This is a genomic window from Streptomyces sp. NBC_01707 (assembly GCF_041438805.1).
GTDB lineage: Bacteria > Actinomycetota > Actinomycetes > Streptomycetales > Streptomycetaceae > Streptomyces.
The window spans coordinates 7,922,500-7,935,919 of sequence record NZ_CP109190.1; the positions used below are offsets into that span (position 1 = coordinate 7,922,500).

At 70.2% G+C, this 13,420-nt stretch carries 11 protein-coding genes; 8 read left to right on the forward strand and 3 right to left on the reverse strand.

What is annotated here, in order from left to right; genetic code table 11:
* Positions 1-183 precede the first annotated feature (183 nt).
* The 3 genes from OG963_RS35530 to thrS all read left to right on the forward strand — a co-directional run bounded on the left by OG963_RS35530 (position 184) and on the right by thrS (position 4,172).
* The gene (locus OG963_RS35530) at positions 184-780 is read left to right on the forward strand and encodes a DUF4365 domain-containing protein (protein ID WP_030918773.1); all 597 of its coding nucleotides are present in this window, start codon (positions 184-186) and stop codon (positions 778-780) included.
* Complete coding sequence (locus tag OG963_RS35535) at positions 780-2,063, forward strand: hypothetical protein (RefSeq protein WP_030918775.1); 1,284 nt, start codon at positions 780-782, stop codon at positions 2,061-2,063. The genes OG963_RS35530 and OG963_RS35535 overlap by 1 nt, the downstream gene beginning before the upstream one ends.
* A 132-nt stretch (positions 2,064-2,195) precedes the next feature.
* Positions 2,196-4,172 (forward strand): threonine--tRNA ligase, encoded by a 1,977-nt coding sequence (gene thrS, locus OG963_RS35540; RefSeq protein WP_030918777.1) that lies wholly within the window; start codon positions 2,196-2,198, stop codon positions 4,170-4,172.
* Positions 4,173-4,203: 31 nt separating this feature from the next.
* On the opposite strand, the gene OG963_RS35545 is transcribed toward thrS, so the two are convergent.
* The gene (locus tag OG963_RS35545) at positions 4,204-4,881 is read right to left on the reverse strand and encodes a potassium channel family protein (protein WP_093775317.1); all 678 of its coding nucleotides are present in this window, start codon (positions 4,879-4,881) and stop codon (positions 4,204-4,206) included.
* Between the two features lie 66 nt (positions 4,882-4,947).
* On the opposite strand from OG963_RS35545, the gene OG963_RS35550 reads away from it, so the two are divergent.
* Positions 4,948-5,508 (forward strand): HIT domain-containing protein, encoded by a 561-nt coding sequence (locus OG963_RS35550; protein ID WP_093775319.1) that lies wholly within the window; start codon positions 4,948-4,950, stop codon positions 5,506-5,508.
* A gap of 69 nt (positions 5,509-5,577) precedes the next feature.
* Here OG963_RS35550 and OG963_RS35555 read toward each other — a convergent pair whose 3' ends face one another.
* Entirely contained in the window at positions 5,578-7,248 is a 1,671-nt protein-coding gene (locus tag OG963_RS35555) for a hypothetical protein (protein WP_093775518.1), read from the reverse strand.
* A gap of 145 nt (positions 7,249-7,393) precedes the next feature.
* Positions 7,394-9,619: an elongation factor G-like protein EF-G2 gene (locus tag OG963_RS35560; protein WP_371799825.1), complete on the reverse strand. Its 2,226-nt coding sequence runs from the start codon at positions 9,617-9,619 to the stop codon at positions 7,394-7,396.
* Between the two features lie 268 nt (positions 9,620-9,887).
* Between OG963_RS35560 and pgsA the strand changes: the two genes are divergently transcribed.
* From pgsA to OG963_RS35580, 4 genes are all read left to right on the forward strand, one after another.
* Complete coding sequence (gene pgsA, locus OG963_RS35565) at positions 9,888-10,559, forward strand: phosphatidylinositol phosphate synthase (RefSeq protein WP_030918784.1); 672 nt, start codon at positions 9,888-9,890, stop codon at positions 10,557-10,559.
* Positions 10,556-11,491 (forward strand): phosphatidylinositol mannoside acyltransferase, encoded by a 936-nt coding sequence (locus OG963_RS35570; RefSeq protein WP_093775325.1) that lies wholly within the window; start codon positions 10,556-10,558, stop codon positions 11,489-11,491. Before pgsA ends, OG963_RS35570 begins: the two co-directional genes overlap by 4 nt.
* The gene (locus OG963_RS35575) at positions 11,488-12,648 is read left to right on the forward strand and encodes a glycosyltransferase family 4 protein (protein ID WP_093775327.1); all 1,161 of its coding nucleotides are present in this window, start codon (positions 11,488-11,490) and stop codon (positions 12,646-12,648) included. The genes OG963_RS35570 and OG963_RS35575 overlap by 4 nt, the downstream gene beginning before the upstream one ends.
* A gap of 214 nt (positions 12,649-12,862) precedes the next feature.
* Positions 12,863-13,408: a hypothetical protein gene (locus OG963_RS35580; RefSeq protein WP_030918801.1), complete on the forward strand. Its 546-nt coding sequence runs from the start codon at positions 12,863-12,865 to the stop codon at positions 13,406-13,408.
* Positions 13,409-13,420: the final 12 nt, after the last annotated feature.

Consider the following 13,420-nt stretch of genomic DNA (forward strand, 5'->3'; position numbering starts at 1 on the left):
CGTGCCCGACCGGCAGATGGTGTGATTCCCCTGCCCGATTCGGTGATACCCGGGCCCTTTGCCTGATACGCCGTTTGCGGACCGCTCCGTGCGGTGACAACACAGGTGACGGGCGCAGAAGTTGCCCCGAGGACTCACCAACCGAACGAACCGAACGGCACAGCCCGGAAGGCATACGGAGCCATGGCGCTCGCGCAGCCCGAATCAGGGGGCCCCTCCCGTGCCGAAGGCTACGGGGGAGGGCTGTTGCCCCAGCAGATCGCTCCGCTGCGCGGCACACTCGCCACCACCGCCTGCATGGAGACCCTCCAGGTGGGCTACTTGCACGCGGTCGCGGCCGCGGCGGGGTGCTCCCTGTCGCAGCCCTTCCCCGACAACGGCATCGACTGGCATGTCAGCCACGGCGCCCCCGGTCACCTCGTCGACGACGAGGTGACCATAAAGGTGCAGCTGAAATGCACCTATCAGATACCACCGCACCCGTCCGGACCGACGTTCGCCTTCACGCTGGACAACGCCCACCTCGTGAAGCTCGCCCGGACGCCCGTGTCGGTGCACAAGATCCTGGTCGTGATGGTTGTGCCCCGCAGCCAGGACGACTGGCTGCGGGCCGGACACGACCGGCTCGACCTGCGGCACTGCTGCTACTGGACCAACCTGGCCGGCCACGCGGTGACAGGCCGGCACAGGACCACTGTGCGGATCCCGACCACGCGCATATTCGACGACCGCGCGCTCTGCGAGATCATGACGCGGGTCGGGGCGGGAGGGAGACCCTGATGCACCGGCCGATGGACGAGCCCGTCGACGCAGCGATGCCGTCGGGCACACGACCACACCCCAGCGAGACGGTGGGCCACTGGCCCACGGCGCTGCCGCCCGTCGGGGACATCCCCGATCCCGCCCGCGTCGACCCCGCGGTCCTCGGTGCCCTGCTGGACCGGCACGGCTGGCGTCGCCGCGGCGGCTCGGCCGGACGGTACAGCCGGTGGACCCCGCCGGGAACCGTGGCACCCTCCGGCGGCGGTACGAGTCTGCTCGTACCCGACACCACCGCCTTCCCCGACAGTGAGGACCTGCTCGCCGAGGCACTCACCGCGCTCGCCCGAAGCGCCGCACCCTCAGCCCGAGACGTCCTGGTCTCCCTCGCCGTGCCCAGCGACGAGATCCGCTGGTGGCGCGACGTCCCCGACGGTGCGCTCGGGGCAGCCGGCGCCGCCGGAGCGGCCAGCTGGAGCGGCGCCGAACAGCTGCGCGCCGCGGCCCGGCAGATCCTTCTCGCCGGGGCGCTCGCCGTGCGGGGGCGCACCGGCTTCCACGGCGCACGCCACCGCCGCAGGGCCCTGGCCTCGCTCGAAGGCATCCTCGTCGGACCCGCGCCGGGCGGCCGCGATCTCACCGCGTATCTCCCCGTCGAACCGGGCCGCGCCGTCTCCGTACGGCTCTACCACGCCCTGCACGCCACCCGCGAGGCCATCGACTTCCAGCGCGCCACCGGGGGCATGGAAGCCTTCGACGGCGCTGTCGAGGCCGGTGTCAGCCGGGAGCTGACCCAGGCCGTCATCGCCCTGGTCCGCGGCTCGGAAGGGACGAGGATCTCCCTCGCCTGGGCGCCCGCCGCGGGAACCCCCGAAGGCTGCCCGGCCCGTCCCGAACCGGTCGAGTTCTCACCCGGCGACCTGCCCGCCCTGCGGCTGGCCGGCGCCCGCTACGTCGAGGACGAACCCGCCGTCAACGTCCGGATCACCGGCGCCGTCGTCCGGATGCGCCGCTCGGGACCGCGCGGCGCCGGAATCGTGCGACTGCGGGTCCTGGCCGGCGCCGAGGTCCCGCACGTCCGGCTGGAGCTCGACGAGGAGGCGTACCGGATCGCCGGTCACGCCCATCTCGTCGGGCTGCCGATCCGGGTGGAGGGGCGGCTGGAGAGCCGGGACGGCTTCCGGCGGCTGACGCGGGCCTCGCAGGTGGTACCCGTACAGGTCGACGAGGCGGAACGGGACCGGCTGATGAAATCGCTCCAGGAGAACCTCGACTTCTTCGAGGAGGCCTGCACGGGCGAATAGGCGCACCGTGCCGGGCAGGCGGGCGGGCGGCCGGAGCGAACCCTTTCGCTAAGGGGGCCGTCGGCTCGGTACGATTCGTCTTGCGTGCGCGGTGGAACAGGGCGCGCACCCCCCTTCAGTCAGGAGAGACCGGTGTCAGACGTCCGTGTGATCATCCAACGCGATTCCGAGCGGGAAGAGCGCGTGGTGACGACGGGCACTACGGCTGCCGAGCTCTTCCCCGGCGAGCGCACCGTCGTCGCCGCCCGGGTCGCCGGTGAGCTGAAGGACCTCGCGTACGTCGTCGCCGACGGCGAGGTCGTCGAGCCCGTCGAGATCTCCTCCGAGGACGGCCTGAACATCCTCCGGCACTCGACCGCGCACGTCATGGCGCAGGCCGTGCAGGAGCTCTTCCCCGAGGCCAAGCTCGGTATCGGCCCGCCGGTCAAGGACGGCTTCTACTACGACTTCGACGTCGAGAAGCCGTTCACGCCCGAGGACCTCAAGGCCATCGAGAAGAAGATGCAGGAGATCCAGAAGCGGGGACAGCGGTTCTCCCGCCGGGTCGTCACCGACGAGGCCGCCCGCGAGGAGCTGGCCGACGAGCCGTACAAGCTGGAGCTCATCGGGATCAAGGGTGCCGCCTCCACCGACGACGGCGCCGATGTCGAGGTGGGCGGCGGCGAGCTGACCATCTACGACAACCTGGACGCCAAGACCGGTGACCTGTGCTGGAAGGACCTCTGCCGTGGTCCGCACCTGCCGACCACCCGGAACATCCCGGCGTTCAAGCTGATGCGGAACGCCGCGGCGTACTGGCGGGGCAGCGAGAAGAACCCGATGCTCCAGCGCATCTACGGCACCGCCTGGCCCACCAAGGACGAGCTCAAGGCGCACCTGGAGTTCCTGGAGGAGGCCGCCAAGCGCGACCACCGCAAGCTCGGCAACGAGCTGGACCTCTTCTCCTTCCCCGACGAGATCGGTCCCGGCCTCGCCGTCTTCCACCCCAAGGGCGGCATCGTCCGCCGGGCCATGGAGGACTACTCGCGCAAGCGCCACGAGGAGGAGGGCTACGAGTTCGTCTACTCGCCGCACGCCACCAAGGGCAATCTGTTCGAGAAGTCCGGCCACCTGGACTGGTACGCCGAAGGCATGTACCCGCCCATGCAGCTCGACGACGGGGTGGACTACTACCTCAAGCCGATGAACTGCCCCATGCACAACCTGATCTTCGACGCTCGCGGCCGCTCCTACCGCGAACTGCCGCTGCGCCTCTTCGAGTTCGGCACGGTCTACCGCTACGAGAAGTCGGGCGTGGTGCACGGCCTGACCCGCTCGCGCGGTTTCACGCAGGACGACGCGCACATCTACTGCACCAAGGAGCAGATGGCGGAGGAGCTCGACAAGACGCTCACCTTCGTCCTGAACCTGCTGCGCGACTACGGTCTGACCGACTTCTACCTGGAGCTCTCCACCAAGGACCCGGAGAAGTTCGTCGGCTCGGACGAGATCTGGGACGAGGCCACGGAGACGCTGCGCCAGGTGGCCGAGAAGCAGGGCCTTCCCCTGGTTCCCGACCCGGGCGGCGCCGCGTTCTACGGCCCGAAGATCTCGGTCCAGTGCAAGGACGCCATCGGCCGTACCTGGCAGATGTCGACCGTGCAGCTCGACTTCAACCTGCCGGAGCGCTTCGACCTGGAGTACACCGGCCCCGACGGGACCAAGCAGCGCCCGGTCATGATCCACCGCGCCCTGTTCGGTTCCATCGAGCGGTTCTTCGCCGTGCTGCTGGAGCACTACGCGGGTGCGTTCCCGGTGTGGCTGGCCCCGGTCCAGGCGGTCGGCATCCCGATCGGCGACGCGCACATCCCGTACCTCCAGGAGTTCGCGGCGGCGGCCAGGAAGAAGGGCCTGCGGGTCGACGTGGACGCCTCGTCCGACCGCATGCAGAAGAAGATCCGCAACCAGCAGAAGGCCAAGGTGCCCTTCATGATCATCGCGGGTGACGAGGACATGGCCAACGGCGCCGTCTCCTTCCGCTACCGCGACGGGTCGCAGGAGAACGGCATCCCGGTCGACGAGGCCATCGCCAAGATCCAGAAGGCCGTCGAGGACCGCGTCCAGGTCTGACCGTCAGGAGACTCCCGGGGCCCACGCAGCGCTAGTCGCTCTGCGTGGGCCCCTTCTCGTCCTCCCGGGTGAACACCTGGACCAGCCACGACGAGAACGAACCCGTCACCGCCCCCAGCAATGCCAGACCGCAGACCATCAGCCCCGTCGCGACGGTCCGGCCGCCCGCCGTGACCGGAACCGCGTCGCCGTACCCCACTGTGGTGAGCGTCTCGCACGCCCACCACACCGCGTCGCCGAAGGTACGGATCGAGGCGCCCGGAGCATCGTGCTCCTGGTGGTACACGGCCAGCGCTGCCGAGAATCCGAGCAGCAGAGCGGTCATACCGGCGTAGGCGATCACCCGGGCGTACAGACTCAGCCGTGGCTGCTCCCTTCGCCGCTGGAGGGCGGTGTAGAGCCGGATCAGGCGAAGCGGCCGCAGCAGTGGAAGCACCAGCACCACCGTGTCTAGCCAGTGGGTGCGCAGGAACCGCAGGCCCTGGCCGCTGAGCCGGATCCGTACGCCGAAGTCCACCGCGAAGAACAGCCAGGTGCAGCAGACCAGGATCAGGGCGAGGCCGCGCCACGGCTCGGCGTCGTGGGGGGCGAGGACCCGGCCCGCGTACCCGAGGAGGAAGACCAGCGACGCGAGGAAGAGCGGTACTTCCGTGCGCTGCTCCCAGCGACTGAACCGCAGAGGGGTGGAGTCCGTGGGCTGGTCGCTCATCGCCTCAGCATCGCCGTCCGCCGACCGGTGCGGCCCCGGCGACACGCTCGGCGGGAGTGAAGCAATATGCTGATCGGCATGACGACTGAGCCGGAGCAGCAGATCGGAGTGGGAACGCCCGACGCGTTCCAGCGCCTGTGGACGCCTCACCGGATGGCGTACATCCAGGGTGAGAACAAGCCGACCGGCCCGGAGGCCGGCGACGGCTGTCCGTTCTGCGCGATCCCGGCGAAATCGGACGAGGACGGACTCGTCGTGGCGCGCGGCGAGAAGGTCTATGCCGTGCTCAATCTGTATCCGTACAACGGCGGCCACCTCATGGTGGTGCCGTACCGGCACGTCGCCGACTACACGGAGCTGGACGGTCCGGAGACGCTCGAGCTGGCCGACTTCACCAAGCGCGCCATGTCGGCGCTGCGGGTGGCCTCGGGGGCGCACGGCTTCAACATCGGGATGAACCAGGGAGCGGTGGCGGGCGCGGGCATCGCCGCCCATCTGCATCAGCACCTGGTGCCCCGCTGGGGTGGCGACACGAACTTCATGCCGGTGGTGGGTCACACGAAGGTGCTGCCGCAGCTGCTGGCCGACACCCGGAAGATGCTGGCCGACGCCTGGCCCGCGGCCTGAGTCGAGCGGTACGCGTGTGGGGTGCCCCGGAGTGGTCCGGGGCACCCCACACGCGTCTCCGCCGCGTCCCTATGCGTCGTACATGTCGGCCTTCTTCGGCGTCGGATCCTGCACGAATCCGCTGAGAATCATGGAGCGGTTGTCGAAGCGCTCGGTGTCGACGCCGTTCTCGTCGAGGACGCGGAGCGCCGCGCTGTGCACGGCCCGCAGGACCGGGGTGGCGGCTCGGATCGCGTCGTCCGCCATGAAGCGGTGGCGCCACGGCTTCTCGGCCCAGGCGTGGCGCAGGCCGAACGGCTCCGGGAGAGTGATCTTGCCGCCCAGGTAGTCGAGCAGCGGCGGGTACCAGGTGAAGGGGGCGCGCAGGGCCAGGCGGACGACCTCCTTGGGCTCCACCAACGGGAGTATGACCTTGCGGGTCTCCCAGAACCTGACCGTCTTGTTGACCGTCTTCTCCTTGGCCTTCGGCTTGCTCGTGAAGAGCGAGTGGACGGGGCCCAGGGCGTGCCCGGTGACCTCGATCCGCAGCGTTTCGTGGAGCACCGTGACAGTGATCATCATGGTGATCACCAGCTGGCCGTCCCAGAGGGTGAACTGGACACCCAGGTAGTGCCGGTCGCCGCTGCCGAACTGCTGGTGGTTGCAGATCCGCTGTATCTCGTGGGGCTTGATCTGGAAGGTGGCGACGTCCTCGCCGGCCGGGCGGGACACCTCGTCGGCGTTCTCACCGACGGGCGAGACGACCCAGTGCGTGACCGACGGGGTGGGGAATCCACCGGTGTGCAGCGGGCCGCGTTCCAGCATCTTGAGCTGGTCGTGGATGACGCGAATGAGGTCCCAGCTGCGGAACTGGTGGAATTCCTTGCCGGGATCCTTGGAGACGAGCTCCTCGGCGAGCTGCCAGCTGCCCCAGCGGGTTCCCATGCCGAGGATGCCCTTGGGGCCGGCGTAGAAGACGGAGTTGGACTGCTGCTCGGCCGCCAGCTTCTCCAGGCCCTGGCGGAGCGCCTCGCGGGCGGTCTCGTTCGGATTCTTCGGTACGGCCTCGGGGATCTTGGCGATGACACCACCGCCCGAGAGCAGCCCTTCCCAGCGGGCGCGCATGTCCTTGGCCGACGTCTCGGCGATCCGCTTGGCGATCAGCCAGCCGATGACGGGGGCGACGATCATCGCGCGAAGGTACAGCGCGAGGAGCCCGGTCACCGGCAGTTTGATCAGGAAGAACAGCGCCGCGATGCCGACGAGGGGGAGCAGGGCCATGCCGAGCGCGCCGAGGGCCTTGTCCTTGGTGGCGCCCAGGCCGTCACGGAGGCGGAAGGCAAGCACCCACAGGAGCAGTCCGGGCAGGAAGAGGAAGCCGAAGACCACGGTGACCAGGGTCAGTTTGGTGTCCCGCGCCTTGCGGAGCCGGGTCGCGGACAGGCAGTGCTCGACGACGGTCTGCGGGTCGGTTCCGAAGGACTGGATGAGGGCCTTGCGGGCGCCGCCCAGCATGCGTACCTGCACGGCGCGGGAGAAGGCCTCGCCGAGGTTGGGGGCGAAGTATTTGCTCTTGAAGAGCTTGGAACGGCCCTCCTCGATCTTGGACTTGTGCCACTCGCTGTCGGCTTTGAGAATCTCTTCCACCGGGCTGTCCCGGTACGCGGCGGAGGCAAGGGCGTTCGTCGCCACCGCCTGTCCGGCCGCCCCCTGGAGCGGGATCTGTGCTCCGGGAGAGAAATCGAATCCGTCGTTGGCCACCGTCGCCCCCACTTGCCACCAAGGATCTGCTCCTGCGGCCTTCCCAACTGCCGCGCCCGGCACACCTTCTGAGCTGGGATCACAGCGTATCGTCCGGATCAATGCGCTGCCCGTCCTTGGGGACAAGGACGGGCAGCACTGTCAACTATGTTCCGTTCGAGGCGTTTTCCTGCACTTCGCGGATGCGGTCCGCGAGCTGTGGGGGCATCGCTTCGTGCCGGGCGTACGACCGGTCGAATCGGCCGGTGCCGTGTGACAGCGAGCGCAGGTCGACCGCGTACCGGCCGATCTCCAGCTCCGGCACCTCGGCCCGTACCAGGGTGCGTCCCGGCCCCGACTGCTCGGTGCCGACCACCCGTCCGCGCCGCCCCGAAAGATCGCTCATCACCGGCCCCACGTAGTCGTCGGGGATCAGGACCTGGACCTCGGAGACGGGTTCGAGGAGCTGGATTCGGGTGTCCGCGGCCGCCTCCCGCAGCGCCAGTGCGCCTGCCGCCTGGAACGCGGCGTCGGACGAGTCCACGGAGTGCGCCTTCCCGTCCCGCAGGGTGATCCGGACGTCGACCAGGGGATGGCCGGCCGCCACTCCGCGGGCTGCCTGCGCACGCACCCCCTTCTCCACGGACGGGATGAACTGACGCGGCACCGCGCCGCCGACCACCTTGTCGACGAACTCGATGCCCGAACCGGGGGGCAGCGGCTCCACGTCGATCTCGCAGATGGCGTACTGGCCGTGGCCGCCGGACTGCTTGACGTGACGGCCGCGACCGGTCGACGGGCCGGCGAACGTCTCGCGCAGGGGCACCCTGTGCGGGACGGAGTCGACCTGAACCCCGTACCGGGTGCGCAGCCGGTCCAGGGCGACGTCCTGATGGGCCTCGCCAAGGCACCACAGGACCACCTGATGCGTGTCCTGGTTCTGTTCGAGGCGCATGGTCGGGTCCTCGGCGACGAGCCGTGCGAGCCCCTGGGAGAGCTTGTCCTCGTCCGCCTTGCTGTGTGCCTCGATGGCGAGCGGCAGCAGTGGATCGGGCATGCTCCACGGCTCCATCAGCAGCGGATCCTCCGGGGCCGAGAGGGTGTCCCCGGTCTCGGCGCTGCCCAGTTTGGCGACGCAGGCCAGATCTCCGGCGATGCAGCTGGTCAGGGCGCGCTGCTGCTTGCCGAACGGGGCGGAGAGCGCGCCGACCCGGACCTCCGCGTCGTGGTTGGGACGGGGTTCGTGGCCGGGATCGGTGAGACCGTGGCCGAGGACATGGACGGTTTCGTCGGGACGCAGGGTGCCGGAGAAGACGCGGACGAGCGAGACGCGTCCGACATACGGGTCGGAGGCCGTCTTGACCACCTCGGCGACCAGCGGTCCCTGGGGGTCGCAGGCGGGGGCGGGGCGCAGGGCGCCCTGCGGGGTGGTGACGGCGGGCAGCGGGTGCTCCAGCGGCGTCGGGAAGCCGCCCGTGATCAGGTCGAGGAGTTCGACGGTGCCGATGCCCTGACGGGCGCCGTCGGTGGCCGGCGCCGCGGTGAGGACGGGGTGGAAGGTGCCGCGGGCGACGGCGCGCTCCAGGTCGTCGATGAGGGTCTTGATGTCGATGTCCTCGCCGCCGAGGTAGCGGTCCATCAGGGTCTCGTCCTCGCTCTCGGCGATGATCCCCTCGATCAGCCGGCTGCGGGCGTCCTGGAGCGGTGTCTGCTGGTCGTCGGCGGGCGGGGTCGCCTTCCGCTCGCCGCTGGAGTAGTCGAAGATCCGCTGTGAGAGGAGTCCGGTGAGTCCGGTCAGCGGGGCGTGCCCGTCCGGGCCCTCGGCGCCGAGCACCGGGAGATAGAGCGGCAGGACGGCGTCGGGGTCGTCGCCGCCGAAGATCTCTCCGCAGACCCGGGTCATCCCGTCGAAGGAGGTGCGCGCGGTGTCGAGGTGGGTGACGACGATCGCGCGCGGCATGCCGACGGCGGCGCACTCCTCCCACACGGCGCGGGTGGTGCCCACCACGGAGTCGGCCTCCTGGGCCGCCGAGACAACGAAAAGGGCCGCGTCCGCTGCCCGCAGACCGGCCCTGAGTTCCCCGACGAAGTCGGCGTATCCGGGGGTGTCCAACAGATTGATCTTGTATCCGCCCCATTCGACGGGGACCACGGAGAGCTGTACGGAGCGTTGCTGACGGTGTTCGATCTCGTCGTAGTCGGAGATCGTCCCGCCGTCTTCGACCCGGCCGGCCCGATTGACCGCTCCGGCGGTCTGTGCGAGGGCTTCGACGAGGGTGGTCTTGCCCGAACCGCTGTGGCCGACCAGCACCACATTCCGTATGGAGGAGGGCCGGTCGGCCGTTGCTGCTCTGCCGGCGGCCCCGGTGTGTGCGTGTGCCTTGTCGCCCATGATGTGCCTCCCGGTGGAGTGCGCTGTGCGGGGGAGCTTGTCTGGCGCGTTGAGGGGAGATGAAGGGCGCGGGCACGGGGAGCCGCCGCGGCGGCTTCGGCGACGCCCGCGGTAATTCGAGCTTTCCACTCCGGTCGGCCTGCGTCCATACGTCGTACGCCGACGCACCTGGACGGGTGCCCGGAGGTTGGACCCCTGGACGGGTGACTACGATGGGCCAGCCGGTGGCCGAAGGGGCCGCACGGCCCACCGACCCCTCGGGAAGGCCATGCTGAACAAGTACGCGCGTGCATTTTTTACGCGTGTCCTCACACCGTTCGCCGCACTGCTGCTCCGTCTCGGCGTGAGCCCTGACGCGGTCACGCTCATCGGTACGGCCGGAGTGATGGCAGGTGCGCTGGTCTTCTTCCCCATGGGTGAGTTCTTCTGGGGCACGATCGTCATCACGATCTTCGTCTTCTCCGACCTCGTCGACGGGAACATGGCCCGGCAGGCCGGAATCTCCAGCCGCTGGGGCGCGTTCCTGGACTCGACGCTGGACCGGGTCGCCGACGGGGCGATCTTCGGTGGGTTCGCGCTCTGGTACGCGGGCAACGGCGACGACAACGTGCTCTGCGCCGTGGCGATCTTCTGCCTGGCGAGCGGCCAGGTGGTCTCGTACACGAAGGCCCGCGGCGAATCGATCGGCCTGCCGGTCGCGGTCAACGGTCTGGTCGAACGTGCCGAGCGGCTGGTCATCTCGCTGGTGGCGGCCGGGCTGGCCGGGTTCCACAAGTTCGGTGTGCCGGGGATCGACATCCTGCTGCCGATCGCGCTGTGGATCGTCGCCGTCGGCAGTCTGGTGACGCTCGTGCAGCGGGTGGTGACCGTGCGCCGCGAGTCCGCGGAGGCCGACGCGGCCGCCGCGGCGGCGGACCGGGGGAGCGAGGCCGCACAGTGAGCGACGCCCGGGGGGAGTCGAAGCCAGGGCTGAAGGACCGGCTGACCGACGGTCTGTACGGGCTCGGCTGGGGCGCGGTCAAGAAGCTCCCCGAGCCGGTCGCCCAGGCCCTCTTCCGTACCCTCGCCGACCAGGTGTGGAGGCGGCGCGGCAAGAGTGTGCTGCGGCTGGAGTCGAACCTGGCGAGGGTGGTGCCGGACGCGAGCCCGGCCCGGCTGGCCGAGCTCTCCAGGGCCGGGATGCGCTCGTACATGCGCTACTGGATGGAGTCGTTCCGCCTGCCGACGTGGAGTCCGGAGCGGATCAAGGCCGGCATAGACGTGGCGGACGCCCACCGGCTGACCGACGGTCTCGACGCCGGACGCGGTGTGATCCTCGCCCTGCCCCACCTGGCCAACTGGGACCTTGCCGGGGCCTGGGTCACCACCGATATGAAGGTGCCGTTCACCACGGTCGCCGAGCGGCTGAAGCCCGAATCGCTGTACGACCGTTTCGTCGCCTACCGCGAGGGGCTCGGCATGGAGGTACTGCCGCACACCGGCGGGTCCGCCTTCGGCACCCTGGCACGGCGCCTGCGCGACGGCGGCCTGGTCTGTCTGGTCTCCGACCGCGACCTGTCCGCATCCGGTGTCGAGGTGACGTTCTTCGGCGACACGGCGCGGATGCCTGCCGGCCCCGCGCTGCTGGCCCAGCAGACCGGTGCGCTGCTGCTGCCCGTGACGCTCCGGTACGACGGGACCCCGGTGATGAAGGCGCGGATCCACCCGGCCGTCGAGGTACCCGAGTCAGGTACGCGTACCGACAAGACGTCTGTGATGACACAGGCGCTGGCCGATGCCTTCGCCGTCGGAATCGCGGAGCACCCGGAGGATTGGCACATGCTGCAGCGGCTCTGGCTCGCCGACCTCGAACCCAGGGAGGAGCAGCCGTGAAGATCGGCATCGTCTGCCCGTACTCCTGGGACGTACCGGGCGGTGTGCAGTTCCATATCCGCGACCTGGCCGAGCACCTGATCCGCCTCGGTCACCAGGTGTCGGTGCTGGCCCCCGCGGACGACGAGACGCCGCTGCCGCCGTACGTGGTGTCCGCGGGCCGGGCCGTGCCCGTCCCGTACAACGGCTCCGTCGCCCGGCTGAACTTCGGATTCCTCTCCGCTGCGCGGGTGCGTCGCTGGCTCCACGACGGCACCTTCGACGTGATCCACATCCATGAGCCGACCTCGCCGTCGCTGGGGCTGCTCACCTGCTGGGCCGCGCAGGGGCCGATCGTGGCCACGTTCCACACCTCCAACCCGCGCTCCCGGGCGATGATCGCCGCGTACCCGATCCTGCAGCCCGCGCTGGAGAAGATCAGTGCGCGCATCGCGGTGAGCGAGTACGCGCGCCGGACCCTGGTCGAGCATCTCGGCGGTGACGCGGTGGTCATTCCGAACGGGGTCGATGTCGGCTTCTTCGACAAGGCCGAGCCCAAGCCCGAATGGCAGGGCGGGACGATCGGCTTCATCGGGCGCATCGACGAGCCACGCAAGGGTCTGCCCGTCCTGATGAGGGCACTGCCCGCGATCCTCGCCGCCCGCCCGGACACCAGGCTGCTGGTGGCCGGCCGGGGCGACGAGGAGGAGGCCGTCGCCTCGCTGCCCGCGGAGATGCGTGAGCGCGTCGAATTCCTCGGCATGGTGAGCGACGAGGACAAGGCACGGCTGCTGCGCAGTGTCGACGTGTACGTGGCTCCCAACACGGGCGGCGAGAGCTTCGGGATCATTCTGGTCGAGGCGATGTCGGCGGGTGCGCCGGTGCTCGCCAGCGATCTGGATGCGTTCGCCCAGGTGCTGGACCAGGGCGCGGCGGGCGAGCTGTTCGCCAACGAGGACGCGGACGCGCTGGCGGCGGCGGCGATCCGGCTGCTCGGCGATCCTGCGCGGCGCGCGGAGCTGAGCGAACGGGGCGGCGCGCATGTGCGGCGGTTCGACTGGTCGACGGTGGCGGCGGACATCCTCGCGGTGTACGAGACGGTGACGGACGGGGCCGCATCGGTGGCGACGGACGAACGCACGGGCCTGCGGGCCCGGTTCGGGCTGGCCCGCTCCTGAAGCCGGACGGTCCTGTTCCGGGCCGGCCGGCCAAGGGCTGTCCGGGTTTCGTGCGGTCCGGACCGGGGCGGTGGACCGCACGCCCCGGCATCCCGGGGCCGTCCGGCCAGGGCCCGACCGGAGCGATCGAGGACCACGGTCCGAGGCTGCGTCCCGGGCCGGGGTGCGGGCCGGAGGGCCGGGGTGCGCGCGGCCGACGGTAGCCTTGCGGCCCGTGACCGAAACCCTCATCTGGATCGCCGTCGCGATCGTCGCGATCGGCCTGTACCTCAGCTGGACCGCCGGACGGCTGGACCGGCTGCACACGCGGATCGACGCCGCCCGCGCCGCCCTCGACGCACAACTGCTGCGCCGTGCCTCGGTCACCCAGGAACTGGCCACCTCCGGTGTCCTCGACCCGGCCGCGTCCATCGTGCTGTACGAGGCCGCGCACGCCGCCCGGCAGTCGGAGGAGGAGCACCGCGAGGTCGCGGAGAGCGAGCTCAGCACCGCGCTGCGGGCGGTGTTCGGCGAGCCGGCCCAGGTGGAGGCCGTGAAGGAGATCCCCGGCGGCGAGGATGCCGCGTCCGAGCTGGCCGCGGCGGTGCGACGGGTCCCGATGGCGCGGCGGTTCCACAACGACGCGGTGCGCGCGGCGCGTGCGCTGCGCAGGCACCGCACGGTGCGCTGGTTCCGGCTGGCCGGACACGCACCGTTCCCCTTGGCCTTCGAGATGGACGACGAGCCGCCGGTCGCGCTGGCGGACCGCCCGGTCAGCTGACGGGACGACGGC